The organism is Saccharothrix stipae (genome assembly GCF_054781895.1).
In genome coordinates, this window is record NZ_BAAGTN010000018.1 from 105220 (window position 1) to 131025 (window position 25806).

The window sequence follows — 25806 nt, forward strand, 5'->3', positions numbered from 1 at the left end:
CCGGGATGGTGCCGCAGAACGGTGGGCGCGCCCGGTACCGCGAGGTGTTCGCCGCCGCCGAGTTCCGCGCGTTGTTCGTCGCGCACACCGTCTCCACCGTCGGGGACCAGTTCGCCCGGGTCGCGCTCACCGTGCTGGTGTTCCGCGACACCGGCTCCCCCGCGTGGGCGGCGATCACCTACGCCCTGACCTTCCTGCCCGACCTGATCGGCGGCCCCCTGTTGGCGGGCTTGGCCGACCGGTACCCCCGGCGCGCGGTGATGGTGTGCTCGGACCTGGTGCGGGCCGTGCTGGTCGCGGCGATGGCGGTGCCGGTCGTGCCGTGGCCGGTGGTGTGCGGGCTGCTGGTGCTGTTGCAGTTGGCCGGCGCGCCCGCCGTGCCGGCGCGGACCGCGCTGCTGCCGCACGTGCTGCCCGGTCCGGCGTTCCGCGCGGGCGCCGCCGCGCTGTCCACGGTGAGCCAGGCCGCCCAGGTCGCCGGGTTCGCCGCCGGCGGCGTCCTGGTGATCGTCCTGGGCACCAGCGGTGTCCTGCTGCTGGACGCCGTGTCGTTCGCGGTGTCGGCCGCCCTCGTGGCCTGGCGGGTCAAGCCCCGACCCGCACCCGGCGCACCGGGTGCGCCGCGGCCCGGTTGGTGGCGTGCGATGACCGCGGGCGCGGTGCTGGTCTGGCGCGACCGGCGGCTGCTGGCGCTGATCGGCTTCGCGTCGCTGTCGGCGTTCTACATCAGCGGGGAGGCGCTGGCCGTGCCGCTGGCCGACCGGCTCGGCGGTGGGCCGGTCGCGGCCGGGCTGCTGTTCGCCGCCTACCCCGCCGGCTGCGCGCTGGCGAGCCTGGTCGTGGCCACCCGCCCGGAGGCCACCCAGTTGCGCGCGTTGCCGGTGCTGGCCGTGGCGACCAGCGCGCCGCTGATCGGCTGCGCCCTGAACCCCGACCTGCCCGTCCTCGTGCTGCTGTTCGTGGTGTCCGGCGCGGCCAGCGCCTACCACGCCATCGCCTCGCCCACCTTCGCCCTGTGGACCCCCGACGAGGCCCGCGGTCAGGTCTACGGCCTGGCCATCACCGCGCTCAAGGTCGCCCAAGGCCTCGGTGTGGCCGCCGCCGGGCTGGCCGCCGAGCACGCCCCGCCCCACCAGGTCGTCGCGGCCGGTGGTGTACTGGGCGTGCTCGCCGCACTGGCCGTCGGCGTGCTGTGGCGGCACAGCGGCTCCACCCGTGAAGCCCTTGGCCGGCCGGGAGGAAAGCGCATTCCATGACCGGGCTCCCCGCCGACGACCGGCCGTTCGACCGCAACCACTTCGACTACTCGCCCTGGTCCTTCTGGGACGAGGCGGACGACCGGGCGCGCCGGCGCCAGCTCGACCTGCGGCGGGACCTCGTCGAGCACCGCGGCTACGAGATCGGCGAGCGCTGCTTCCTCTCCGAACTCGCCTCCGTGCAGAACGAGGAGTTCCGCCTCGGCCACGGGAGCTACGTCGCCGCGGGCGCCTACCTGAGCGGGTCGCTGCACGCCGGGCGCGACTGCACGATCAACCCGTACGCGGTGGTGCGCGGCGACATCCGCCTGGGCAACGCCGTGCGCATCGGCGCGCACACCTCGATCCTCGGGTTCAACCACACCGCCGAGGACCCCGACACCGAGGTGTTCCGGCAGCCCCTGCGCTCCCTCGGCATCACGGTCGGCGACGACGTCTGGATCGGCTCGCACGTCGTCGTCCTGGACGGGGTGACGGTCGGCGACCGGTCCGTGATCGCCGCCGGCGCCGTGGTCACCAAGGACGTCCCGGCCGGTGCGATCGTCGGCGGCAACCCCGCCAGGGTCCTGCGGTGGCGCGTGCCCGCGCTCGCCCCGCGCTCGGACGACCTCGTGGGCGCGCTCACCGCCTTCGCCGAAACCGCCCGTGCCCAGGCATCCGCGGTGTTGGCCCGCTGCTGGAACCCCGACCTGGGGCTGTTCGCCGACAAACCGGGGGCCGCGCCGACCGTGCGCGCCCAGTGCGACGCGGTCGAGATCGCCGACCTGCTGCTCGGCCGCGCGCCCGACCCGCTGCCCGCCCGAGCCCAGGTGGACCGGCTGCGCGGCTGGCAGGACCCGGCGACCGGCCTGGTCGGCAGGCTCCGGCCGGACGGCACCGTCGAGCCCGCCCACGACGGCTTGGCCGACCCGGACGCCGCCTACCACGTCCTGTCCGTCGGCTACGCGCTTGACCTGCTGGGCAGCGGCTTCGCCGAGCCGGTCCACGTCGCCTCCCGCGCGACCGCCGAACAGGTCGTCGCCGGGTTGGAGCGACAGCCGTGGACCACCGACGCCTGGTCGGCGGGCGCCTGGGTGGACGCGCTGGGCACCGCCCTGCACTGGAACCGGCGGCGCGGCGACCGCGGCACCCCCGGTGCCACCGAAGCCCTCTTCGGCTGGCTGGTCACCACCGTCGACCCCCGCACCGGCACGTGGGGTCGACCGTCGCCCGACGACGGCCTGCTCCAGGTCGTCAACGGCTTCTACCGGGCCGCACGCGGCACGTTCGCCCAGTTCGGCCTGCCCGTGCCCCATCCGGAGCGGGTCGTCGACACGGTCCTGGAGCACGTCCGCGACCCCCGCTTCTTCCGGCCCGAGAGGCAGAACGCCTGCAACGTCCTCGACGTCGCCCACCCGCTCTGGCTGACCCGCCACACCGGACACCGCACCGACGAGGTCCTGGCGGTCGCACGCCGACTGCTCGCCGACGCGCTGGGCCACTGGACCGACGGCGCCGGTTTCGGCTTCCGGGCGCCGCACCCCACGACCGCCGGCCTGCCCGCCACGGCGCCGGGCCTCCAGGGCACCGAGATGTGGTCGGCGGTGATCTGGCTGCTCGCCGACCTGCTCGGCCTCGCCGACGCCCTGGGTTACCGCCCGCGCGGCGTGCACCGACCCGAGCCGGCCATCAGCCTCCCCTGATCCGGGTGGCCGCACCCGGCGAGGCGTTGCCCTCCGGTCGCCACCGGGCGTACCAGTCGGCGGCGGCGCGCAGCGGCACGGGCAGCGGGGCGATGTCCGGGTACCAGGCCCGTTCCCACTCCAGCGACACCCAGCCCGACCAGTCGGCCAGCAGCCGCCCGCACTCCGCCAGCGGCACCGCGCCCTCCCCCGGTGGCACGGGGGTCGGGCCGTCCGCACCCACGTCCTTGACCTGGAAGTAGCCCAGGTACTCCCCCAGCACCGCACGGGTGCGCGCGGGCGGCTCGCCCGCGCGCCACGGGTGCACCGCGTCCCACAGCACGGCCACCCGATCGGGCTCGCCGAACGGGGCGACCAGGCGTCGCGCGGCCTCGCCCGTCGGGTGCGAGTCGTGCGTCTCGACCAGCAGTCGCACACCGGCGGCGCGCAGGTCGGGCAGCACCGCGGCGATGCGCGCCAACCCGCGCCCGTCGTCGTCGCCACCGGGGAACACCCGCACCGACGGCGCGCCGAGCAGCACCGCCAGCTCCACCAGGGCGCGCAGCTCGTCGACCACCGGCCCGTCCGGTCCCGGCCGGCACACCGCCGGGTACCCCGCCAGGCAGGCGATCGCCAGGCCGGCATCGGCGACCCGGTCGCGTGCCCCGGCCGCCCGCGCGGGCGACATCCCGGGGTGGACCTCCTCGTCGGGATGCGCACGGATCTCCAGGCCGTGGCAGCCGTGCGACGCCGCCACGCGTGCGTTCTCCCACACCGGCACACCTGGCGCACCGAGCGTGCTCACCGCGAACCGCCACCCGCTCACCGGTGCACCACCTCCAGCGGCACGAACGACACCAGCGTCACCCGGCCGTCCGACCAGTGCACCTCGACCGCGTCCGATCCCGCGGCCACGACCGTGACCACGTCGGTGAGGTCGGGTGGTCCCGGTTCGGCGGTGAGCACCGCGAGCGCGGCGTGGACCGAGGTGCCGGTGGTGGTGCCGCGCAACCTCGGCACGCGCGCCGACGGGGTGAACGCGGTGCCGCCCGGTGCGACGGCCTCGTCGGCGAAGTCCCAGCCGTGCAACGGATGCAGCGCCGAGCGCAACGGCTCGTCCCGGCCGACGGCCCACCCGGTCAGCTCGACCCCGGCCCCGGCCGGCGCGCCCACCACGCGGTGCACCCGCAGCTCGAACGGCCCGCGTGCGACGACGGCGCTCTCCACCCGCAGCACGGGCACCAGCGGTGAGCCGCCGGGGAACACCGGTCGGTACCACGAGGCGGCCCAGCCCCAGCCGTCACCGTGGCCCGCGCCGAGCGGGTGGATGCGGCGGCGGACGCCGGGCAGGCCGCGGCAGACCACCGCGAAGTGGTTGTCGACCGGGTTGCCCGCGGGCGTGGGACCGGTGCGGGTGGAGTAGGCGAACCGGCCGTAGTGCGGGTCGTCGCCGTCGGCGGTCTCCGCGTGGCCCGGGCGCACGTGGTCGCTGCCGTGGTTGTGCAGGCGGGCGATCCCGTCGGCCGCCGTGGTGTGCACCAGGAAGCCCGGCGCGGACAGGCTCAGCACCCGGTCGCGCTCCTCGACGGGCGCGTCCCGCTCGACGTCGGTCCACAGCGGGTCGTCCGGCCCGGCGAGCAGGCAGACGAACGCCTTGGACGCCCAGTACGGCGAGGCCGGTCCGGAGTAGTGCTGCACGACCGGCGCGTACGGGCCGTGCCAGCCGAGGGCGAGCAGCCCGCGGTCGTCCACCGCGCCGCGGTCGAGGAAGTAGCGCAGGCACCCGCTGAGCAGTCGTCGCGACACCCCGGGCGCGAGCGGCGTGTGGCCGGTGACCGCGCCCAGGGCGACGGCCGCGCCGGCGGCGAACCGGTAGGTCAGCGACCTGCCCTGGTGGATCGGCGCGCCGTCGCCGCCGAACAGCAGCGAGAACCCGGAGAGGTGTTCGCGCAGGCGGTCGCCGTGCGGGGTGGTCGTGCCGGCCAGGTGCGCGTCGAGCACCGGGTACAGGTGCAGTGCCCAGCCGTTGTAGTGGTCGAAGGCGCGCCCGTCGCCGTCGGAGTACCAGCCCTGGCCCCGGTACCACGCCTCCAGCAGCTCCAGGGCGCGGTGCCGGACGCGGGCGGTGTCGGCGTCGCCCCGGCCCACGGATTCCAGGAACCCGGCCACCGAGTACGGGAAGAGGTACCAGTTGTTCGGTGCCGGCAGCGCGTGCAGGGCGTCGCGCAGCCACGACTCGACGCGGTCGCGCACGGCTTCGTCCAGCCGGTCCCACAGCCACGGCCTGCTCACCCGCAGGGCGAGCGCGACCGACGCCGCCTCGACCAGCGGCTGGCCTCGCACGTGGTGGTCGCGGATCACCGGCCACGACTCGGCGTCGTCGGCGCCGGGCGTGCGGGTGCCGGCGTCGAGCCCGTCGGCGTAGCGCACCAGCCAGCCGCGCGGGTCGTCGCCGCCCGCGCCCGCGACCCGGTAGACGGCGGCGAGCATGGTCCTCGCGAACCCCTCCAGGCCGTCGCTGCGCGCGCCGCTGCCCGACGCCGGGCCGGGCAGGTCCAGCCGGGCGCCGCCGGCGCTCGCCCACCGCCACGCGCCGGTCAGCAACGCGTCCGCGGCGGTCTCCCAGTGGGCGCGGGTGTAACCGGTGCGCGGGCTGAGCCCTCGGTCCTCCGCCACGTCGGCCACGGGGTTCACGCGGTTCGCTCCTCTCGCTCGCGGTGCACGGGTGGGGTGGGCGGAAGCATCACGCACCGGTTGCCGGACGTGCGGGCCCGCACCGTCATGCCGTGTAGGGCAGGCGCTCCGGCTCCACCCGTCCGACCAGCAGCGCACCCTTGAGGAACCGGCCCACCTCGGCCACGGCGAACTCGCCGAGCCGTCGCACCTCGCGCCCCTGGGCTCCCGCCAGGTGCGGGGTGATCAGGACGTTGGGCAGGCTGAAGAGCGGGTGCCCGGGCGGCAGCGGCTCGGGTTCGGTCACGTCGAGGATGGCGGAGATCCGGCCGGTGGCGCACGCCCGCGTCAGGGCCTCGGTGTCGATCAGCGAGCCGCGGGCGGTGTTGACGACGAGCGCGCCCGCGGGCAGCAGGCCCAGCCGGCGGTCGTCGAGCATGTGACGGGTCTCGGGCAGCGCCGGGGCGTGCACGGTGACGACGTCGCTGCGGCGGCACAGGTCGTCCACGCCCACCAACTCGACGCCCAGGCGCGCGGCTTGCGCGGGGGCCACGTGCGGGTCGTGGAGCAGGACCTCGACCTCGAACGCCCGGAGTCGCCGCAACACCAGGCGGCCGACCCGGGACGCGCCGACCACCCCGACCGTGCAGTCGTGCAGCCCGGTCCCGGCCCCGGACACCCAGTCGCGGGGGGTGTCCCCGTCGGCGGCCGCGTACCTCCTGGCGCGGCTGAACGCGTGCTTGACGCCCAGCACGAGCATGGCCATCGTGTAGTCGGCCACCGGGACCGCGTTGACCTCGGCGGCGGAGGACACGACGAGGCCGCGCTCGAACACCACCGGGTCGATGCAGTTCTTGACCGTGCCCGCGGCGTGCACGACGGCGCGCAGCCCCGGAGCGGCGGCCAGCACGTCGGCGTCCACGCGTGGAGATCCCCAGCCGGTGAGCAGGACGTCCGCCTTCGCCAGGGCCGCGGCGGCGACCGGCCCTTCGAACGAGGTGAGGGTAGTCGCCGGGTCGACGTCCACGAGTTGGCGCAACCGGGCGACGACGTCGGCGGGGAAGACGTCGGCGAACGCCCAGGGAGCGAGGGCGAAGACCGCAACGGGTCGCCGTGGCACGGAGTGGGCTCCTATCGGAGGGCCGACTGGCGGCTGGTCGATGTAACCGTTTGCATCAGGATCCACTGTACGCACCGGGCATCCCGCTCACAACGTCGACCGCCGGTCTCATCCGATCGCGATGACGTGCGATTACACCTTTCCCTAGTCGATGCGCAAGGCGTTGACGAAGCCGTGTAACCGTTTTATCTTTGTGAAAATCCTGTGTCGGCCCGGACCGCGAGAGAGGCGTTCGACGTGAGCATGACTCGGGTCCGCGGTGGCACCGGTGGCACCAGCCCACCGCCCAGGGAGCCGCGTCCCCGCCCCGACGGGAGCGGCTCGCGCCTCGGCCAACTGCGCCGCCTCCGGGCGAACCGGGTGTTGCTGGTCATCGCGGCGCCGGCGCTCGGGTACTTCCTGGTGTTCCACTACGGCGCGCTGTTCGGGAACGTGCTGGCCTTCCAGGACTACGTCCCGTTCCTCGGCCTCTCGGGCAGCGAGTGGGTCGGCTTGGCCCACTTCGAGCGCATGTTCGGCGATCCGCAGTTCTGGACCGCCGTGCGGAACACCCTGCTCATCGCCACGTTGCAGCTGGTGTTCTTCTTCCCCGCACCGCTCGCGCTCGCGGTGCTGCTCAACAGCATCGTGGGCGACACCGTCCGGCGGTTCGTGCAGAGCGTGGTCTACCTGCCGCACTTCCTGTCGTGGGTGATCGTGATCGCGCTGTTCCAGCAGATGCTGGGCGGCGCGGGCGTGGTGAACGGCTGGCTGTCGACCCTGGGCCTCGGCGGCGTCTCGATCATCGGCAACCCCGACGCCTACGGGCCGCTTGTGGTCGCGCAACTGATCTGGAAGGAGTGCGGCTGGGCCACGATCATCTTCCTGGCCGCGCTGTCGCAGGTGGACGAGCAGCAGTACGAGGCCGCGGCGCTGGACGGCGCGGGCTGGTGGCGGCGGCTGTGGCACGTGACGCTGCCCGCGATCAGGCCGGTCATCGTGCTGCTGCTGGTGCTGCGGCTGGGCGAGTTCCTGTCCATCGGGTTCGAGCAGTTCTTCCTGCAGCGCCAGTCGGTCGGCCCCGAGACCGGCGAGGTGCTGGAGACGTTCGTCTACTTCACCGGCTTCGCCAACGGCGACTTCGGCTACGCCGCGGCGGTCGGGCTGTTCAAGGGCGTGATCGGCGTGGCGCTCATCTACGCCGCCAACAAGGTGGCGCACCGGCTGGGCGAACAGGGGGTCTACAAGGCATGACCAGCGCCGCGGCACCGGCCTGGATGGGCCGTCCCACCCCCGCCGTGCGCGCCGCCAAGGCGGTCGCGCTGACGGTGGTGGTGCTCCTGGTGGTCTTCCCGCTGTGGACGGTCCTGGCGACGAGCCTGGCGAGCCCGCAGAACGTCATCGACAACGGCGGCTGGGTGGTCTGGCCGGAGGACTTCTCGCCCGACGCCTACGCCGAGATCCTCCAAGGCGGGATCATCACCCGCGCGTTGCTGGTCAGCACGGGCGTCACCGTCGTCGGCACGGCGCTGAGCCTGCTGTGCACCATCGGCCTGGCCTACACGCTGAGCAGGCCGAAGGTCTACGGCGGCAAACCCATGCTGCTGCTGGTGCTGTTCACCTTCCTGTTCCCGCCGGGCATGGTGCCGCTGTTCCTGGTGGTGCAGGGCACCGGGCTGTTCGACTCCTACGCCGCGCTGGTGCTGCCGTTCCTGGTCAACGTGTTCAACCTGGTCGTGATGCGCGGCTTCTTCCAGTCGATCCCGTCGGAGCTGATCGACGCGGCACGCATCGACGGCGCCGGCGAGCTGGGCATCCTGTGCCGGGTCGTGCTGCCGCTGTCCAAGGCGGTCATCGCGGTGATCGGCCTGTTCTACGCGGTCGCGTACTGGAACCGCTTCTTCGAGGCGATCATCTACTTCAACGACCAGACCAAGTGGCCGATCGGCACCGTCCTGCGGCAGTACGTCACCGGCGGGGCCTCCCTCGCCGAGACCTCCGGGGAACTGGCGACGGCCTCGCCCCAGTCGGTGCAGATGGCCGTCGTCATGCTCGCGACGCTGCCCATCGTGTGCGTGTACCCGTTCGTGCAGCGGTACTTCGTCAAGGGTGTCGTCACCGGAGCCGTGAAGGCATGACCTCCCCCCACCCGGACCACTCCTTTCGGCGCCACGCCGGGAGAGGAAACCCGTCATGGACCACCGCATCGACCGCCGTTCCCTGCTGCGGCTGGCCGGCGTCGGCACGCTCGGCCTGGCCGTCCCGTCCCTGCTCTCGGCGTGCGGTGGGAGCACACCCGGCGGTGGCGTCTCCAACGCCGGCAAGGACCTCACCCCCTGGCCGACCTACGTACCGTTCAGCGGGCCGACCCCCGACGAGCCCGGTGACGACTCCGGCGTGCAGCCGCTCTACCTGAAGTACCCCGACGAGGTCGTGCGGTCGGTGGACGGCCCGGTCGGGGACGGCTCCGACGTCACGGTGATGGTCGTGTCGTACGGCGCGCCGCCCAAGCCGGTCAGCGAGAACCAGTACTGGCAGGCGGTCAACCAGGCGCTGGGCGTCAACCTCAAGGTGACCGTCGTGCCCGAGCCGGAGTACGGGCAGAAGATGGCCACGCTGATGGCATCGGGCGACGACCTGCCGGACATGATCATGTTCACCAACCTGGCGCTGCCGCACGCCGCCGAGTTCGTCCAGGCCCGGTGCGCCGACCTCTCGGAGTACGTCGGCGGTGACGCGGTCGAGAAGTTCCGCAACCTGGCCAACATCCCCACCTACGCCTGGCAGGGCATGGGCCGCATCGGCGGCAGGATCTTCGGCGTCCCGCTGGAACGGCCGATGCCGGCCAACAGCCTGTTCGTCAACCGCACGGCCATGGACGCGGCGGGCATCCCGAAGGACTGGACGACCGACCAGTACCTGGCCGCCATGCGGGAGCTGACCGGTGACCGCAGGTGGGGCGTCGGCTGGTTCAAGACGCTGTTCGGCGGGTTGGGCGCGGTGACCTACCACGCCGGTTCGACGGGCGCACCGAACACGTGGTCGATGCGGGACGGCGCGTTCGCGCACACCATCACCACACCGCAGTTCGAACAGGCCCTGGAGGTGATGCGCAAGCTGGTCGAGGCCGGCACGCAGTACCCGGACAGCCTCACCACCAGCTCCACCGACATGCAGAGCTACTTCCACAACGGCACCGTCGCCTCGATCAACGACGGCTTCGGCTCGGTGAACACCTCCTTCCTCAACAAGATCAACGGCCGGTTCGCCCCCGACCTCGGCCGGCCGTACGGACCGGGTGCCACGCCCTGGCAGAGCAACGGCACCTTCGGCTACGTCACCCTGAAGAAGGCCGACCCACCCCGGATCAAGCTGCTGCTGCGCGTCGTCGACTACCTCAGCGCCCCCTTCGGCACGCAGGAGTACGAGCTGGCCAACTACGGGGTGGAGGGCAAGCACTTCACCAAGGAGGCCGGCGGCATCAAGCTCACCGACCTGTACAGCCAGGAGAACAACTCGCTGCTGCCGACCAAGTACATCGGCGTGGCGCCGTCGGTCCTCCACCTGCCGGGCCACCCCGACGTGGCCAGGGCCGTGCACGACTGGCAGAAGGCGACGTTGCCGCGCAGCGTGCGCAACCCCGGCACCGGGCTCCGCTCCGCCACCGAGGCCGGCAAGAGCGCCCAGCTCAACCAGATCCTGGGAGACGGCATCACGGCGATCACCTTCGGCCGCAAACCGCCGTCGGCGTGGAAGGACGTCGTCACGCAGTGGCGACAGGCGGGCGGTGACAAGGTCGCCGAGGAACTGGCCGAGGAGCACGCGGCCAACCGGTGAACCGGGCCGGTGGCGGGCCCGGGACTACCGCGCCGGGATGTCGGGGCGCACCAGCGGGCGGACGGAGTCGCGCACGACGATGTGGGTGCCGAGCATGACCCGCTCGGGCACGCCCGACTTGTCCCGCGCGCGCTGCAGGGCCATGCGCACCGCGGTGCGGCCCAGCTCCTCGTGCGGCACGTGGACGGTGGTGAGGTCGATGTCGGCGGCGGGCGGGAGGTTGTCGAAGCCGACCAGGGAGACGTCGTCGGGGACCCGCAGCCCGTGCTCGCGCAACGCCTGGCGGGCGCCCGCGGCGATGAGGTCGTTGCCCGCGAAGACGGCCGTGAAGTCACGCGGTCCGGCGGCGAGCCGCTCGCGGATCATCCGGTAGCCCTCGCTGCGCTCCATCGTGCCCTCGACCTCCAGGCCGGGGTCGTGCGGCACGTGGTGGTCGGCCAGGGCCTCGCGGTAACCGGCGATGCGGCTCTCCGGGGTGGTGTAGCTGTCGCGGCGGCCGAGGAACAGGATGCGCCGGTGACCTGCCGACAGCAGGTGGCTGGTGATGGCGTGGGCGCCGCCGGTGTTGTCGTACTCCACGACGAGGGCGGGCACGTCGGGCCCCAGCGGCGGGCGTCCGCACAGGACCAGCTGCGAACCCGCGAGCGCGAGCGCGCGGGCGTAGTCCGCCATCCGCTCGCGGTACGCCTCGTCGGCCACCACGTTGCCGACCAGGATCACGCACTCGGCGTGCTCCTCGCGCATGAGCTGGACCGTGGCGAGCTCGCGCTCGGGGTCGCTGCCGGTGGTGCCGACGATGCACAGCTTGCCCTCGATGGCGGCCTGCGCCTGCACGCCCTGCGCCACGTGGGCGTAGTGCGGTGAGACGACGGAGTTGACGATGATGGCCACGCTGCGGCTGCGCGCACCGGCGAGCCCGCGCGCGTTGGCGTTGGCCACGTAGTCCAACTCGCGCACCGCCCGCAGGACCCTGCTCCGCGTGGCGGTCGCGCCGGGGTAGGTGCCGGACAGGATCCGGGAAACGGTGGCGACGGACACCCCTGCGTGCGCGGCCACGTCGCGGATCGTGGTCGGCCGTCGCTCGCCGTTGTCGGCCGCCGCGCGCCGGACCATGTCGCCTCCACCTGGTGCTGCAACCACGCTGGTAAAACGCTTACACGCGATGTTTCCGGCTCACTCTCTTGGTGTCAAATCACCGTTCGGCCGACAACCGGTACACGAGGGACCGTCCGGACCCCTTTTCAGCAAGCATTCATGTAACCGCATACGTCGATCGGCGGCAACCCTTGACAGGTCATGTGACCCATGCTGCCATTACCTCGCTGTAAACGTTTCCACGGCTGACATTCCACCGGCGTTGCCCTGCTCACAGTGGAGCCCCCATGGCGATGATCTCCCGACGTAACCTCATCCTCGGCGCCGCGGCGGTCGGCGCCGCCGCGCAGGTGGGTCGCACCACCGGTTCGGCGCACGCCGCGAGCGGGTGGCCGGCGACGGCGAGCGGTGCACTGGAGGACGGTGTCGAGCTCCGGTGGCTGGAGGGGGGCGCGCCCCGCCAACTCGCCGCCGGGTCGACGTGGGGCGTGCCGTGGCCCGAGGGGACGGTGTCCCGGGAGCAGTCCTTCGCGTTGCGCACAGCGGCGGGGCAACAGGTGCCCGCGCAGTCGTGGGCCACCGCGTACTGGCCCGACGGGTCGCTGAAGTGGACCGCGCACGCCATCGGCGCCGAGGTGCCCGCGGCCGAGTGGTACGTGCTCACCGGGGGCACGCCCGCGGCGCCCGCGACGGCCCTGGCGATCAAGGAGAGCCGCGACGAGGTCGAGGTGGACACCGGCGTCATCCGGTGCCACGTCCCGAAGAGGGGCGACCGGCTCGTGCGCACCATCATCCGGGGTGGTCGCGAGATCGCCCGCCACGGCAAGTTGGTGTGCCTGCGGCAGGGCGAGCCGGGCGACGAGGACGGTTCGGCGAAGCCGGACAAGTTCACCGGCCGGGTGGAGAAGGCGACGGTCGAGTCGTCCGGCCCGGTCCGGGCGGTGGTCAAGGTCGAGGGCAGGCACCGGCACGGCGGGCGGTCCTGGCTGCCGTTCACGGTGCGCCTGTACTTCTACGCCGGCAGCGACGGCATCCGCGCGGTTCACACGTTCGTGTTCGACGGCGACGAGGGGAAGGACTTCATCCGCGGCCTGGGCATCCGGTTCGAGGTGCCGATGCGCGACGAGCCGCACAACCGGCACGTGCGCTTCGCCGGGCCGGGGGACGGCGTGCTGTCCGAGGCGGTGCGCGGCATCACCGGCCTGCGCCGCGACCCCGGTGCGGCGGTCCGCCAGGCGCAGGTCGCCGGGCAGGCCACCCCGCCGGTCGACACCTGGGACACCCGCGTCAGCTCACGCCTGCACCTCATCCCCACCTTCGGCGACTACTCGCTGCGCCAGCCGTCCGCCGACGGCTTCCAGATCCGCAAGCGCACCAAGGCCGGTCACGCGTGGATCCCGGTCGACGCCGGCGGCCGGGCGGGCGGGCTCGGGTACGTCGGCGGCCCCGGCGGCGGGTTCGCCTTCGGGATGCGCAACTTCTGGCAGCTGCACCCCAGCCGGCTCGACGTCCGCGGCGCGGCGGGTGAGGCGGCCGAGGTCACGGTGTGGCTGTGGTCGCCCGACGCCGAGCCGATGGACCTGCGCTTCTACCACGACGGCATGGGCCAGGACACCTACCCCGAGCAGCTCGAAGGCCTGGAGATCACCTACGAGGACTACGAACCCGGATTCGGCACCCCCTACGGGATCGCGCGCACCACGGAGCTGGTGTTCTGGGCGCTGGACTCGACGCCCGCCGCGCAACGGGTCGCGGAGCTGGCCGAGGCGGTGCGCACACCCCCGCTGATCGTCACGTCGCCGGCGCACCTGCACGCCGCCGGCGTGTTCGGCGACTGGTCGCCGGTCGATCGCTCGACGCCCGCCAAGGCGCGCATCGAGGACCACCTGGACTTCCTGTTCGACCACCACAGCGGGCAGGTCGAGCAGCGGTCCTGGTACGGCTTCTGGGACTACGGCGACATCATGCACAGCTACGACCCCGACCGGCACGTCTGGCGCTACGACGTCGGCGGCTACGCCTGGGCCAACTCCGAGCTCTCCCCCGACCTGTGGCTCTGGTACCAGTACCTGCGCACCGGCCGGGCCGACGTGTTCCGCTTCGCCGAGGCGATGACCCGTCACACCGGCGAGGTCGACGTCTACCACCTGGGCAAGTGGCAGGACCTCGGTACCCGGCACGGCGTGCAGCACTGGGCCGACAGCGCCAAGCAGCTGCGCATCAGCAACGCCGGCTACCGGCGCTTCCTCTACTTCCTCACCGCCGACGAGCGCACCGGCGACCTGATGCGCGACCTCGTGGACGCGGACCGGACGTTCCTGGTGCTGGACCCCATCCGCAAGATCCGCACCGGGCCGTACGAGCCGGACCCGCACGCCCTCGGCGTCAGCACCGGCACCGACTGGAGCGGCCTCGCGCTCGCCTGGCTGACAGAGTGGGAGCGCGGTGGCGACCCGGTCGCCCGCGAGAAGCTGCTCAACGGCATGCGCACCATCGCCGCGATGCCCAACGGGTTCGCACGTGGCAGCGGCCTGTACGACCTCGACGACGGCACGTTCAAGCCGACCGAGCCCGCGGTGAGCGTGGGCTCGCTGGGCTCGGTGTTCGGCCTGGTGGAGCTGTGCAGCGAGGTCATCTCCCTGACCGGGGACGAGGCGTTCACCCGGGCGTGGTTGCAGTACTGCCGGCTCTACAACGGCACCGCCGCCGAGCAGCAGGCGGAGACGGGCCAGTCCTGGGGCAGCCTCAACCTGAGGCAGGCGCACTCCAGGCTCACCGCCTACGCCGCCGCCAAGCTGGGCGACACCACCCTGGCGGCGCGCGCCTGGCGGGAGTTCGACACCGGCCACGCCGGCTACCCGCGCAACCGCGAGTTCGCATCGGTGCGCGTGCAGGGCCCGAGCGTGCTCAAACCGGTCGACGAGGCGAGCTTCGTCTCCACCAACGCCAGCGCCCAGTACGGCCTGGCCGCCATCCAGTGCCTGGCCCTGGTCGGCGACCACCTGACCTGACCCGCACACCACCTGATCCGGCCCCGCACACCACCGGACCGAGGCCCCGCCGCCGTTGTTCGACCACCGAGCCGTCGAGGTGCGGAACACCTCGACACGTCGAAGGACAACAATGAAACGACTGACAAAGGCGTCCGTAGTCGTTGCCGTGACCACCTTGCTGACCGGTGCGCTGACCGCAGTGGTGTTCACCCCTGCCGGGCACGCCGCGACGACCCGGTACGAGGCGGAGACCGCGCCGGCCACCTGTGACGGTGCGATCGCCACGAACCACTCCGGCTACTCCGGGAGCGGGTTCTGCGACTCCAACGGCACCACCGGAGCCACCGCGAGGTTCATCGTCAACGCCGCCGCCGGCGGCACCGCGACCCTGGCCATCCGGTACGCCAACGGCAACACCGCGGGCCGGCCCGCGACCGTCAGCGTCAACGGCGCGGCGGTGCAGACCGGATCCGCGTTCGACCACACCGGGGGCTGGAGTGCCTGGGCGACCAAGACTCTCACCGCCCCGCTGAACGCGGGCGACAACACCGTCGAGCTCTCCGCCACCACGGCGGCCGGGCTGGCCAACATCGACTACCTGGAAGTCGCCACGAACGGCGGCGCCGCGGCCAGGCGCATGGAGAGCCTCGGCCGCGGGGTGGTGGCCGTGCGGTCGAGCGACCGTGCCGTCCTGGTCAGCTGGCGGCTGCTGGGGCTCGACCCGGCCGGGATCGGCTTCAACGTCTACCGGTCCACCGCGGGCGGCCAGGAGGTCAAGCTCAACTCCGGCGTGCTGACCGGGGGTACCAACTTCACCGACTCGACGGCGAACCTGTCGCAGTCCAACAGCTACCGCGTCCGGCCGGTGGTCGGCGGCGTGGAGCAGGCGCCCAGCGGCGCGTTCGCGCTGCGCGCCAACGCCGCGACCGAGCCGGTGGTGCGCGTGCCGCTGCGCGCAGGCGGCGCGGTGAAGTTCCTGTGGGTCGGCGACCTCGACGGCGACGGCGAGTACGACTACGTGCTGGACCGGCAGACGTCGCCGCAGAAGATCGAGGCCTACCGCCGTGACGGCCGGTTCCTCTGGCAGGTCGACATGGGCCCCAACAGCACCGACCAGAACAACATCGAGGGCGGCTCGGCCACGATCGACGTCGGCCACAACGACGGTGTCACGGTGCAGGACTTCGACGGCGACGGCCGGGCCGAGGTGGCCGTGCGGATCGCCAACGGCGTCACCTTCGGCAACGGCGTCAGGTTCACCAACGGCGACGACGACCGGCAGTTCATCGCCATCCTCGACGGCATGACCGGCGCGGCCCGCGCCACCGCGCCGGTGCCGACCGACTACCTGGCCGACGGCCCGATGTACGCGCGCTTCGGCGTCGGCTACCTCGACGGCGTCAACCCCAGCCTCGTGGCGTTCATGAAGAACCGGATCGGCGGCGGCGACTTCAACCTCATGTTCACCGCCTGGAGGTTCACCGGCACCGCGCTGACCATGCAGTGGAAGTTCCTCCGCGGCAACCGGAACCTGCCCGACGGCCACAACACCCGGATCGTCGACGTCGACGGTGACGGCCGCGACGAGATCGCCGAGATCGGGTTCGTGCTCAACGGCGACGGCACCCTGCGCTACTCGCTCGGCCCGGCCGGCGTCGTGCACGGCGACCGCTTCCACATCGCCGACATGGACCCGAGCCGCCCGGGGCTGGAGGGCTACGGCGTGCAGCAGGTCAACCCCAGCGGCCTGCGCGACTACTACTACGACGCCGCCGGCGGCAACATCATCTGGCGGCACACCGAACCCGGTACCGCCGACGTGGGCCGCGGCATGGCGGGCGACATCGACCCCCGCCACCCCGGCATGGAGGTCTGGGCGTTCTCGGGTCTCTACAACGCGTCCACCAACCGGCTCACCCAGTCCAGCACCTCGTTGCAGCCCTGGCCGCAGCTGGGCCTGTACTGGGACGGCGACACCACCATGGAACTGCTCAACGACGGCAAGTTCGAGAAGTGGAACCCGATCAGCCCCACCCCCACCAACAGCGTGCCGCGACTGCTCACGACCTCGCAGTACGGTGCGGTCGACGCGGCCCAGGGCAACTCGCCCACCATCTACGGCGACCTCTTCGGCGACTGGCGAGAAGAGGTCGTCTACACCAACGCCGCCTTCTCCGAGCTGATCATCTTCACCACGAACCAGCCCAGCAGCACCAGGCTGTACACGTTGGCGCACAACCCCGCTTACCGCAACGCGATGACGCTCAAGGGCTACATGCAGTCCCACCACGTCGACTACTTCCTCGGAGCCGGCATGGCGACTCCGCCGCGTCCCGCCATCACCTACCCGGAGCGGTAGGCGTGCGCGACCCGGAGTAAGACCGCTTGACGTGACACGAGGCGCCGACCGGCCGCAGCACGATTGCCGCGCGGCCGGCCGGCGCCGACCCGAGCTCCACGACACCGAAGCCGGGTTCACCAGGGTGTTCGTGCGTGCGTCGCGCACCGGCGCGCTGGTGCCCTGGAATTTCCATTCCACATCATCCCGAAATATCTCCGACGCTTTGCACGGATAGGTGATTTCCGGTATCGGGAGAACCACCGAGCGCATACCCCCTATGAGCCGATTCAGTTCGATCGACTTCGTCCGAGCAGTTCCGATGATTATCCGGACCTGCCGGGGCCCACTTTCTTCGTGACCGGGGCAACCTCCTGAACATCCGCCGTGTCGCAGCCTCGATCCTCGCCGCCTGTGCCCAGGCTCAGGGCCCGAGCGCCGCACCGCTCAGTCGGGCACCGGCGGCAAGGGAGATCAGGGTGCTCGCCCACCCCGGTGTCCCGGACGCCGGCGCGGATCCGCGCGACAAACCCGTTCGCGCGTCCGGTCAAGGGGTATCCGGAGTACGCTCGGCGAGATCGCCCCAGTCCCCGGCGAAGCCGACCAGAGTCGATCACGAACCACTTCAGAGGGACGGGCCGATGCCGACAAACGACGTGCTCATGGACCGCTCCACCCCCGACACCGCTGGACAGGTCGAGACGCCCTGCCCCGCGTGTCCCCACCCGACGAACGCGCACGACCCCATCGCCCGGCGGTTCTGCTCCGCGACCGAGGCGGGCGCGCTCTCCCGGGGCTGCCAGTGCTCGACCGAGTCGAGCGGCGCGACCTACGGCAAGTCGGGCCACGGGACCATCAGCGACCGGGCCGGTCGCGCATGACCCCGGGACCGCGCTCCGCCGCGGACTGCTGAGCGGGAACCCCGCCCCGCACCGGCACACCGGCGACGTCCGGGTACACGCGGAGGGCGCGGTCCAGTCCGGTGAGGGTCAGCGGCAACAGGACCGAGCGGGTGCGGGCGACGACGCAGAACCCCACCCCGGACGCGTCGGCCGCGGCCTGGACCTCCACCAGCACGCTGAGGCCGGCCGCGCCGAAGAAGCCCACCTCGACGAGGTCGGCGACGACGTCCGGGCCGGCGAGGCGCACCTGCCCCAGGAGGTGGTCGCGCAGGTGGGCGGCGGTCCCGAGGTCCACCTCGCCGGACACCGCGCAGACCGAGGCGGAGGACGACAACCGCTGTGTCACGACGATGAGGGGTTCGACCGGCGGCTGGACGGGCGACGGGAGGACGACATCGGGCGACGGTGGCGAGGCCGGATTTCGAACGGGGACACCCATGAGGGTCCTCTCACCTGAACATGGCGTCCGCGAGGTCCAGGCGGAAGAACTGAGGTGTTGAGCATATAGCCAGGCACGATCACAGTTCAAGGCGTTCTCAAACCCGTCCGGGCTATTTTTTCGACGCACTTGCGACCCGACGGCCCGACCGCCGCCGAAAGGTGCGCCGAAAATCGATGCCGGCGGTTTTCCCGGCGTAATGTGTGGCGTACCGAGGGCACATCGAGCACCGGCACCAGAGCCGGCGCCGCCTTGGGCGCACGGGTGACAGCCGTCCGGCCGGGTTCGGCCGGAGGCGGGAGCGCCGAGATGATCTCGAACCAGCCCGGACCCACCACCGACCCGATCGCGGGCCGCGAGTGCCGTTGGACGATGAAACCGCACACGTCCGCACCGGGCCTCGTCCACGGTGGCTGGTGGCCGTGGTCCGCCGACCCCGTGACCGAGTTCCCGCCGTTGATCACGGCCATGGCCGCGTTGGGGATGCGCGTGCTGCGGGTGTCCTACCACCTCGGCACGTGGGTGCCGACCGGGCGCCGACTCACCGTGCACGACGCGGACGTGCGGCTGGAAGGCTTCCGCACCACACAACCCCACACGGTCACCATGATCGGACCGGGCCACGCCCGGACCCGGCTGCTGGTGATCCCTCCGGCCACCCCGGGCGGGGCCGCGCGGGCCGCGTTGCGCGCCGCCGCCGACGCCGACTCGACCGCCACCGCCGAGGACATCCTGAGGTGGAACAACGTCCTCGTGCCCGGCCCGCGGACCGGCACGACCGCCCAGCCCGGGTGGCGGACCGTCGGCACGGAGCCGACCGAACACCGGGAAGCCGACGGCGGCACGCAAGACCTGCGGGCGGCGCTGCGCGGGCCACAACCGGATGAACACCCCACCGAAGACAGGGCGGCGTCGTGACAGCCGACACCCGGCCTCCCTGGCCCCGAGCGGGGCCGTCCTCCACGGCCCGCTGTGGCGCGGGCGTCTCCGGCCCCCCGTGAGCCGACGCCTGCGGTCCCACGCCACACCGGTCGCCGCCCGAGACAGCCGGTCGACACCGCCATCCGCGCCGGGACCGAGCGGATGCCGCGCGCGGCACCGGCCGGGTGACCGCCGACGGCGCGATGTCCGACGCGCATCCGGGTGACAGCACCGGTGGCAGGCGCTTCGGACGGTCCAGGGGGATGCCGACCCCATAGGGTGAAGCGTCCCGCTTGCCCGACAGGGGACAGCACGCGACTTCTGCCGCGTGCCAGGTGACTGGGAGGTCTCCGGATGGCCCGGTACACCACCAGTCGGTTGGTGCAGGTGAGCCGCTGGATCGCGGAGAAGGCCGTCGAACTGGACGAGCCGGTCTCGATCGGCGCCCTCTGCCAGAGCGCGGTGGCGCGGTTGGGCGTCAGCGGCGTCGTGCTGACCGTGGACACCTCAGGTTGGCCGGAGCTCAGGTGGGCCACGGACGCGTTGGGTGAACGGCTGACCGAGTTGCAGGTGACGGTGGGTGAGGGCCCGGCCGTGGACGTCTGGCGGGGAGGCGGCCCGGCGCTCGTCGCCGACCTCGACGCCCCGTCCAGCCAGGCGCGGTGGCCGATGTTCGCGCCGCTGGCCGTCGAGGCGGGAGCGGGCTCGCTGTTCGCACTGCCGCTGTGCGTGGGCGCGATCAGGGTCGGGCTGCTGTCGCTGTACCGGGTCGAGGCGGGTCACCTCGACGCCCCGTCGCTGACCGACGCGTTGGCGTTCGCGGAACTGGCCCTGCGACTGCTGCTGGATGAGCAGGCCAGCCCGGACGGGGCGGGCGGCGCCACCGAGGACGACCTCCCGTTGCACAACCCCCGGGTGCACCAGGCCACCGGGATGGTCGCGGCGCAGCTCGACGTGGGCATGGCGGACGCGTTCGCCCACCTGCGAGCGCGATCGTTCGCCGAGCAGAGGCCGCTGGGCGACCTGGCGGCCGACGTGGTGGCCAGGCGACGGCGATTCGACCGTGACGAGGACGACCGTGACACCGGGCGGGACGCGAACGCACTATGAACACACCCGTGGAGGTGGCTGCGATGGACGGTGAACGTCTCGTCGAAACGTTCGTCGAGTTGGCCGACACCCTGGTCGACGACTTCGACGTCATCGACTTCCTGCACATGCTCGCGGACCGGTGCGTCGAGCTCCTCGACGTCGACGCGGCGGGCCTGCTGCTGGTCGACCACCAGGGCAGGTTGCAGTTGATCGCGACGTCGAACGAGCAGGCCCGGCTGCTGGAGCTCTTCCAGCTCCAGAACGACGAGGGGCCGTGCCTGGACGCGTTCGCCGCCGGCACCAGGGTCAGCCACCCCGACCTGGCCAACGCGGGCGAGCGGTGGCCGAGGTTCACCGCGGCGGCCACCGAGGCCGGGTTCGCCGCCGTGGACGCGGTCCCGATGCGGCTGCGCAGCGAGGTGATCGGCGCGCTCAACCTGTTCCGGAACCGGTCCGGGGAGCTGGACGCGAGCGCGTTGCGGACCGCCACGGCGTTGGTCGACGTCGCCACCATCGGACTGCTGCAACAACGTTCGATCCACCACCACCAGGTGCTGACCGAGCAGCTCCAGGCCGCGTTGACCAGCCGGGTGATCGTGGAACAGGCCAAGGGGCTGGTCGCCGAACGCCTCCAGGTCGACATGGACACCGCGTTCGCCGCACTGCGCGGGTACGCCCGCGGGCACAACCTCAAGCTGAGCCGGGTCGCACGCGACGTCATCGCGGGCGACATCAACACCCCGGACCTGCTCAAGGCGCCCGTCAGGGTCAAGCCACTCCGACGCTGACCGGCGGCCGGCCGGTCAGCCGCGAGACGGCCTCGCGTGGCCACCGACCAGGTCTCGGAGCTGCGGGGTGGGCGCCAGGCCCAGGTCCAGCCGCAGGAGGCGGCTGAACCGGTCGAACGCGTGCACCGCCTCCGACCGGTTGCCCTCGGCCAGGTGGACGCGGATGAGCGCGGTCTGGGCGCTCTCCCGCAACGGGTCGGCCCGGACGACCACGCCGGCCGCCGCCGTCGCATCGCCGAAGCGCCGTGCCTCGACCAGGCCGTCCACCACCGCCTCCAACGCGTGGAGCCGGAGTTGGCGCCAGTCCTCGGCCTCGAAGGCGACCCAGTCGTCGTACCAGAGCGGCAGCAGCTCCGACGACAGGGTGGCGACCGCCTCCAAGCTCAGGTCCACCGCGGCGTGCGGACCGGGCTCCAGCAGGCGGTGGGCGAGCGTCTGGGCGTCGCGCAGGTCGACCGAGACACCGGGTGCGAGTTCGAGGCTGGACGGGGTGACCAGCAACGCGCCGCGGCAGGCGGGGTTCATCCGGATCAACGTCGACCTCAGCGCCGCGTAGGCGTGGCCCTCGGTCGCGTCCGCCCACAGGGAGCCCGCCACGAGCAGTCGCCCCACCGCCCGGTGGCGCATCGCCATGAACGCCAGCAGGCGCTCCGCCCCTCCGGAGACGGCGATGGCGTCGGCTCCCCCGGTGAGCCGGAAGCCGTCGAGGAGCGCGACGCGCAAACCCGCTCGGCGCGCGGGCGGCGCCAGGCGCGCGTCCGGCGTCGCGAGTGGACTCATGAGGCCGGTGTCGGCGTCGTTCCGCGGAAACCCGGAAAAGTGTTCACGGATAGCCTCTCGGCTTCGTCTTGCACGTGTGCGCGGTGCCCGCGCGGTCGCTGCCGGATCAGAGCCGGCTGCGCTGGAAGACCGTCGACTGACGTCCGTCGACCAGGTTACCAGCGCGGGCACGGCGACTGGGCCGGCTCGCAAATGCCTTGCCAGCACTGGCTTCCGCCACGCGTGGAGCTGGGGGCGCCGCCGGCCAAACCACCCGTTCGGGGAGTTCTCGCGGCACCGGGGACGCGCGAAGCGACCCGGTCCCCTTCCAGGGCCGGGTCGTCGTCGGTCTGTCGTGTCCGCGGGTCATCTCGGCGGTGCCCGAGTGCTAGGACTCGCAGCTGCTGCGGAGGTCGGGCGGGGTGCCGACGGGACCGCACGAGTCGGTGTTGTCGCCGCCGTTGAGGGTGTCCTGGGCGAGGTCGGTGCCCGGCCCGCTGAGCGTGTCGTTGCCCGCGGAACCGTTCAGGGTGTCCGTGCCGAGGTCACCGTTGAGGGTGTCGTTGCCCACCTGGCCGGTGAGCGTGTCGTCGCCCGCGCCGCCGTGGATCGTGTCGATGTAGGCGGTGCCGGTGATGGTGTCGTTGCCCCCGCTGCCGTAGATCGTCTTGCCGGGGTTGGCGCTGGTGCAGTCGATCGTGTCGTTCCCACCGGACCCGAACACCGTGGTGTCGTTCTGCGTCACGTTGGGGCCGATGGTGCACGGCACCGCCGCCGAGGCGACGCCGGCGCCCATGAGACCACCCATGACCATGACGCCCGCGGCCAGGATCGGGTAGAGCTGTCGAGTTCGCACTTCGTCCTCCGTTTCGCGCTCCGGGAATTCGGATGACCACAGCGTGTTCCGCGAGGCGTTACCGGCGCGTGACGCCGTCACGAGCACGCCCGGAGACGGGAGGAGCCGAAACCTCGTCGCCTTCGTGCACAGGGCTTTCCCGGTGCCGGGTGAGCGGGCCCCGGGCTCGCGGCGGCGTGGCCGCGAGCCCGGGGCCCTGGTGGTTCCGCGTCACCGCGGACGGTCAGCAGGAGCAGACGCCGCCGTTGTTGACACCGGCTACGCCGTTGGGACCGACGAGGCCGCTGGTTCCGTTCACCACGGTGGTACCGGCCTCGACGGTGCCGGTGTTGCCCAGGCCACCGGCGCCCGCGGCGCCACCGAGCCCGCCGGCACCGCCGGGACCGCTGCACCCGGTGCCGCCGTTGCCGCCCGCACCGCCGTTGCCCCCGTTGCCGCCGGTGACGGTGATGACGTCGTTGCCGACCTCGCCGTTGACGGCTCCGGAGTTGCCGACACCGCCGGCGCCACCCGCTCCGCCGACGCCACCCGCGCCACCGGGCTGGGTGGCGCTGATGCCGTTGCCGCCCTTGCCACCGACACCGCCGGCACCGCCGACGCCGCCGTTGGCCTTGAGGGTGTCGACACCGGCACCGCCGTTGAGGGTCCCGCTGTTGCCGATGCCACCGGCGCCACCCGCTCCGCCGATGCCACCCGAGCCGCCGCCGCTGCCGCAGCCTCCGACACCGCCTGCGGCGCCGGTGCCACCCGCGCCCCCGGTGACGGTGATGGCGTCGAGACCGGTGTCGGCGGTACCGCCGTTGAAGGTCCCGGAGTTGCCGACACCGCCGACACCACCGGCTCCGCCGATGCCACCGGCGCCCGCGCCGCCCGCGACGAGGCCGCCGTTGCCGCCGGGCGCACCGAGGCCGCCGTTGCCGCCCTTGCCCCCGGTTGCGCTGACGGTGTCGTTGCCGGAGCCGCCGTGGATGACCCCGGCGTTGCCCGCGCCGCCGACCCCGGCCACACCGCCGTTGCCTCCCGCGCCTCCGGCGCCGCTGGTGAAGCCCTGCCCGCCGTTGCCCCCGTTGCCACCGTTGCCGCCCGCACCGCCGGTGACGGTGATGTGGTCCGTGCCCGCGCCGCCGTCGATGAGCCCGGTGCTCCCGACGGCGACACCGCCGCCGGTCCCGACACCGCCGTTGCCGCCGGCGCTGCCGGCCGGGGTTCCCGCGGTGCCGTTCGCGCCGGGGGAGCCGTTCGCACCCGCGACACCCGCGACGCCGGTGACGGTGATGGTGTCGTTGCCGCCGAGCGCGTCGACGGTCCCGTTGACGGGGCCGCCGGTGATGGTGATGACGTTGTTGGCCGACGTGCCGGTCAGGACGTCACCGGCGGGGATGCCGGCGGTGCAGACGAAGTTGTTGCCCGATTGCGTGCACCCGGGCGGGATCGCCTGGGCTGTTCCTGGTGCCACCAGGGCGAATCCGGCCACCGTGCCCAAACCGACCAGGGCCCTGCCGAACCGGCCGGCCGTGCCGGCGCGCGCTGTCGTTGTCATGATCAATCTCCACCCGTGGGGTGGGTCCGAGCCGATGCCGCGGACCCGCGGGGGGGTGATCCGATGACCGGGGGCCGGGGTCACTGTCCGGTGCTGCCCAACGAGAGCACCGAAACCGACCAACACCCTCGTGACCCCAGCGTGCGCGCGCCGGGTCGGCGCGTGGAAGGCACGGCACCGCCGGCCACCCGAATGCGGGCACACCCACCCCCGAATGCGACCGAAGCCGCAATTCGCGGGCCGTGGTCGAGTCCCCGGTGGCGTCGCCGAGGTCCGACGGCGACCACCCACTTGAGTGACGAGCCACGCCGAGGACGAGCCGACCGTGGTCGGAATACCGCAGCAGCTACCCCCGTTCGGGCGACTGTGGCGACGATCAATGCGACGCGGGTATAGGTTGAAGGCTGTTACCTCGGACCCCGGTGGCGGAGAAACCTTCGTGTTGATCACGCAGGTGGATCGCGAACCGGGGTCTTCTCGCACGGATGACGGCCACAGCCCGGCGCCCGAACAGCACCGCTGCGTGCGCACGCCGTCTCGCCGTCTTCTGCCGTCGGCGCACCGCGCAGGTCATCATCGACCGCGTCCCAGGAAATGAAGTCATCATGCGCATCCACACCATTTGTCGAACGATGTTCGGCGCCACCGTCGTCGCCGGCGGCCTGGTCGCCTTCCCCCCGATCGCGCAGGCCATCACCATCCCGGTGGCGTGCAACGAGAACGCCCTCGTCGCGGCGGTGAACCAGGCGAACTCGACGCCCACCGCGGACACCCTCGTGCTGGCGGGAGGCTGCACCTACCGCATGACCTCCGGCCACGGTGGCGCGTCGAACGCGCTGCCGGTCATCACCACCCCGATCGAGATGGTCGGCCCCGCCACCGTCACCAACGCCTCGCGGCTCGGCCTCGGGCGGTTCCGGATCGCCGAGGTCGGCCCGACCGGCAGCCTCACGCTCACCACCGGGATCGCGTTCACCCGCGGCAACGTGGTCGGCCACGGCGGCGGCATCCTCAACCGCGGCGCGGTGACCCTGACCGGGAGCACCCTCACCGGCAACACCGCCTCGGGCAACGGCGGCGGCCTCGCCAACGCCGACACCCCGTCCGGCACCGCACCCGCCGCGACGTTCACCAACAGCCCGGTCTCCGGCAACACCGCCACGCTCGGCGACGGCGGCGGCATCCACAACGGCCTGCGCGGCACGCTGACCACGACCGGCGTCTCCGGCAGCCCCCTGGTCATCACCGGCAACAGCGCCGGCCGCGGCGGCGGCATCGCCGCGGTGAACTCCACCGCGACGACGCTGACCCAGACCGCCGTGACCGACAACCACGCGCTGCCGGGCCCTTCCGGTGGGGTCTACCGCCAGGGCGGCACCATGACCACCACCGACTCCCCCATCACCGCCAACACCCCGGACAACTGCGTCGGCAGCACGCCCGCCGTCCCCAACTGCACCGGCTGACCCCGATCCACTTCGGAATTCCGTCGGCAGGACCGAACGGCGCGTGGGATAAAATCCGGCGGTGATCGTGCTGCCGGGTCCGCCCGGTATC

At 72.5% G+C, this 25806-nt stretch carries 20 protein-coding genes; 12 read left to right on the forward strand and 8 right to left on the reverse strand.

What is annotated here, in order from left to right; translation table 11 throughout:
• The first annotated feature begins 5 nt into the window (after positions 1-5).
• Both ACYVLT_RS33925 and ACYVLT_RS33930 read left to right on the forward strand, forming a co-directional pair.
• On the forward strand, positions 6-1256 hold the full coding sequence (locus ACYVLT_RS33925) for an MFS transporter (RefSeq protein ID WP_461124242.1): 1251 nt from the start codon (positions 6-8) through the stop codon (positions 1254-1256).
• Complete coding sequence (locus ACYVLT_RS33930; protein ID WP_461124243.1) at positions 1253-2938, forward strand: acyltransferase; 1686 nt, start codon at positions 1253-1255, stop codon at positions 2936-2938. The genes ACYVLT_RS33925 and ACYVLT_RS33930 overlap by 4 nt, the downstream gene beginning before the upstream one ends.
• On the opposite strand, the gene ACYVLT_RS33935 is transcribed toward ACYVLT_RS33930, so the two are convergent.
• The 3 genes from ACYVLT_RS33935 to ACYVLT_RS33945 all read right to left on the reverse strand — a co-directional run bounded on the left by ACYVLT_RS33935 (position 2925) and on the right by ACYVLT_RS33945 (position 6710).
• The gene (locus ACYVLT_RS33935; RefSeq protein WP_461124244.1) at positions 2925-3743 is read right to left on the reverse strand and encodes a sugar phosphate isomerase/epimerase family protein; all 819 of its coding nucleotides are present in this window, start codon (positions 3741-3743) and stop codon (positions 2925-2927) included. The two genes, ACYVLT_RS33930 and ACYVLT_RS33935, sit on opposite strands and share 14 nt — an antisense overlap.
• Positions 3740-5611, reverse strand: a complete 1872-nt coding sequence (locus ACYVLT_RS33940; RefSeq protein ID WP_461124245.1) for a DUF2264 domain-containing protein — start codon at positions 5609-5611, stop codon at positions 3740-3742. The genes ACYVLT_RS33935 and ACYVLT_RS33940 overlap by 4 nt, the downstream gene beginning before the upstream one ends.
• Before the next feature lie 85 nt (positions 5612-5696).
• Positions 5697-6710, reverse strand: a complete 1014-nt coding sequence (locus ACYVLT_RS33945; protein ID WP_461124246.1) for a hydroxyacid dehydrogenase — start codon at positions 6708-6710, stop codon at positions 5697-5699.
• A gap of 243 nt (positions 6711-6953) precedes the next feature.
• On the opposite strand from ACYVLT_RS33945, the gene ACYVLT_RS33950 reads away from it, so the two are divergent.
• The 3 genes from ACYVLT_RS33950 to ACYVLT_RS33960 are packed head-to-tail and all read left to right on the forward strand — an operon-like array spanning position 6954 to position 10526.
• A complete protein-coding gene (locus tag ACYVLT_RS33950; protein WP_461124355.1) occupies positions 6954-7943 on the forward strand; it encodes an ABC transporter permease in 990 nt (329 codons plus the stop codon).
• On the forward strand, positions 7940-8827 hold the full coding sequence (locus ACYVLT_RS33955) for a carbohydrate ABC transporter permease (RefSeq protein WP_461124247.1): 888 nt from the start codon (positions 7940-7942) through the stop codon (positions 8825-8827). Before ACYVLT_RS33950 ends, ACYVLT_RS33955 begins: the two co-directional genes overlap by 4 nt.
• 55 nt (positions 8828-8882) lie before the next feature.
• The gene (locus tag ACYVLT_RS33960; protein WP_461124248.1) at positions 8883-10526 is read left to right on the forward strand and encodes an extracellular solute-binding protein; all 1644 of its coding nucleotides are present in this window, start codon (positions 8883-8885) and stop codon (positions 10524-10526) included.
• 24 nt (positions 10527-10550) lie between these two features.
• Here the strand turns inward: ACYVLT_RS33960 and ACYVLT_RS33965 are convergent, their stop codons facing one another.
• A complete protein-coding gene (locus tag ACYVLT_RS33965; protein ID WP_461124249.1) occupies positions 10551-11639 on the reverse strand; it encodes a LacI family DNA-binding transcriptional regulator in 1089 nt (362 codons plus the stop codon).
• A 275-nt stretch (positions 11640-11914) separates the two neighbouring features.
• Here ACYVLT_RS33965 and ACYVLT_RS33970 point away from each other — a divergent pair, with 275 nt between their 5' ends.
• The 3 genes from ACYVLT_RS33970 (at position 11915) to ACYVLT_RS33980 (ending at position 17833) form a co-directional block, all read left to right on the forward strand.
• Positions 11915-14632, forward strand: a complete 2718-nt coding sequence (locus ACYVLT_RS33970) for an exo-rhamnogalacturonan lyase family protein (RefSeq protein WP_461124250.1) — start codon at positions 11915-11917, stop codon at positions 14630-14632.
• Positions 14633-14780: 148 nt separating this feature from the next.
• Positions 14781-16973, forward strand: a complete 2193-nt coding sequence (locus ACYVLT_RS33975; RefSeq protein WP_461124251.1) for a rhamnogalacturonan lyase family protein — start codon at positions 14781-14783, stop codon at positions 16971-16973.
• Positions 16974-17593: 620 nt separating this feature from the next.
• A complete protein-coding gene (locus ACYVLT_RS33980) occupies positions 17594-17833 on the forward strand; it encodes an RGCVC family protein (RefSeq protein WP_461124252.1) in 240 nt (79 codons plus the stop codon).
• Here ACYVLT_RS33980 and ACYVLT_RS33985 read toward each other — a convergent pair.
• Positions 17808-18200: an STAS domain-containing protein gene (locus ACYVLT_RS33985; RefSeq protein ID WP_461124253.1), complete on the reverse strand. Its 393-nt coding sequence runs from the start codon at positions 18198-18200 to the stop codon at positions 17808-17810. The two genes, ACYVLT_RS33980 and ACYVLT_RS33985, sit on opposite strands and share 26 nt — an antisense overlap.
• A 402-nt stretch (positions 18201-18602) precedes the next feature.
• On the opposite strand from ACYVLT_RS33985, the gene ACYVLT_RS33990 reads away from it, so the two are divergent.
• The 3 genes from ACYVLT_RS33990 (at position 18603) to ACYVLT_RS34000 (ending at position 21094) form a co-directional block, all read left to right on the forward strand.
• The gene (locus ACYVLT_RS33990) at positions 18603-19211 is read left to right on the forward strand and encodes a DUF5994 family protein (protein WP_461124254.1); all 609 of its coding nucleotides are present in this window, start codon (positions 18603-18605) and stop codon (positions 19209-19211) included.
• 357 nt (positions 19212-19568) lie between these two features.
• On the forward strand, positions 19569-20324 hold the full coding sequence (locus ACYVLT_RS33995) for a GAF and ANTAR domain-containing protein (protein ID WP_461124255.1): 756 nt from the start codon (positions 19569-19571) through the stop codon (positions 20322-20324).
• A 23-nt stretch (positions 20325-20347) separates the two neighbouring features.
• On the forward strand, positions 20348-21094 hold the full coding sequence (locus ACYVLT_RS34000) for a GAF and ANTAR domain-containing protein (protein ID WP_461124256.1): 747 nt from the start codon (positions 20348-20350) through the stop codon (positions 21092-21094).
• A 15-nt stretch (positions 21095-21109) separates the two neighbouring features.
• On the opposite strand, the gene ACYVLT_RS34005 is transcribed toward ACYVLT_RS34000, so the two are convergent.
• The 3 genes from ACYVLT_RS34005 to ACYVLT_RS34015 form a co-directional block, all read right to left on the reverse strand.
• On the reverse strand, positions 21110-21874 hold the full coding sequence (locus ACYVLT_RS34005) for an AfsR/SARP family transcriptional regulator (protein ID WP_461124257.1): 765 nt from the start codon (positions 21872-21874) through the stop codon (positions 21110-21112).
• A gap of 367 nt (positions 21875-22241) precedes the next feature.
• Positions 22242-22709 carry a calcium-binding protein gene (locus tag ACYVLT_RS34010; RefSeq protein WP_461124258.1) on the reverse strand — a complete coding sequence of 156 codons (468 nt, stop codon included), beginning with the start codon at positions 22707-22709 and terminating at the stop codon, positions 22242-22244.
• 223 nt (positions 22710-22932) lie between these two features.
• Positions 22933-24249 carry a hypothetical protein gene (locus ACYVLT_RS34015; RefSeq protein WP_461124259.1) on the reverse strand — a complete coding sequence of 439 codons (1317 nt, stop codon included), beginning with the start codon at positions 24247-24249 and terminating at the stop codon, positions 22933-22935.
• 605 nt (positions 24250-24854) lie between these two features.
• Here ACYVLT_RS34015 and ACYVLT_RS34020 point away from each other — a divergent pair.
• Positions 24855-25715 (forward strand): hypothetical protein, encoded by an 861-nt coding sequence (locus ACYVLT_RS34020; RefSeq protein WP_461124260.1) that lies wholly within the window; start codon positions 24855-24857, stop codon positions 25713-25715.
• Positions 25716-25806 lie beyond the last annotated feature (91 nt).

Coding starts and splice junctions, on each gene's coding strand:
- ACYVLT_RS33930 (WP_461124243.1), top strand. CDS start 1,253: ATGACCGGGCTCCCCGCCGACGACCGGCCGTTCGACCGCAACCACTTC.
- ACYVLT_RS33955 (WP_461124247.1), top strand. CDS start 7,940: ATGACCAGCGCCGCGGCACCGGCCTGGATGGGCCGTCCCACCCCCGCC.
- ACYVLT_RS34015 (WP_461124259.1), bottom strand. CDS start 24,249: ATGACAACGACAGCGCGCGCCGGCACGGCCGGCCGGTTCGGCAGGGCC.
- ACYVLT_RS33980 (WP_461124252.1), top strand. CDS start 17,594: ATGCCGACAAACGACGTGCTCATGGACCGCTCCACCCCCGACACCGCT.
- ACYVLT_RS34000 (WP_461124256.1), top strand. CDS start 20,348: ATGGACGGTGAACGTCTCGTCGAAACGTTCGTCGAGTTGGCCGACACC.
- ACYVLT_RS34020 (WP_461124260.1), top strand. CDS start 24,855: ATGCGCATCCACACCATTTGTCGAACGATGTTCGGCGCCACCGTCGTC.
- ACYVLT_RS33990 (WP_461124254.1), top strand. CDS start 18,603: ATGATCTCGAACCAGCCCGGACCCACCACCGACCCGATCGCGGGCCGC.
- ACYVLT_RS33965 (WP_461124249.1), bottom strand. CDS start 11,639: ATGGTCCGGCGCGCGGCGGCCGACAACGGCGAGCGACGGCCGACCACG.
- ACYVLT_RS33950 (WP_461124355.1), top strand. CDS start 6,954: ATGACTCGGGTCCGCGGTGGCACCGGTGGCACCAGCCCACCGCCCAGG.
- ACYVLT_RS33970 (WP_461124250.1), top strand. CDS start 11,915: ATGATCTCCCGACGTAACCTCATCCTCGGCGCCGCGGCGGTCGGCGCC.
- ACYVLT_RS34005 (WP_461124257.1), bottom strand. CDS start 21,874: ATGAGTCCACTCGCGACGCCGGACGCGCGCCTGGCGCCGCCCGCGCGC.
- ACYVLT_RS33960 (WP_461124248.1), top strand. CDS start 8,883: ATGGACCACCGCATCGACCGCCGTTCCCTGCTGCGGCTGGCCGGCGTC.
- ACYVLT_RS33995 (WP_461124255.1), top strand. CDS start 19,569: ATGGCCCGGTACACCACCAGTCGGTTGGTGCAGGTGAGCCGCTGGATC.
- ACYVLT_RS33925 (WP_461124242.1), top strand. CDS start 6: ATGGTGCCGCAGAACGGTGGGCGCGCCCGGTACCGCGAGGTGTTCGCC.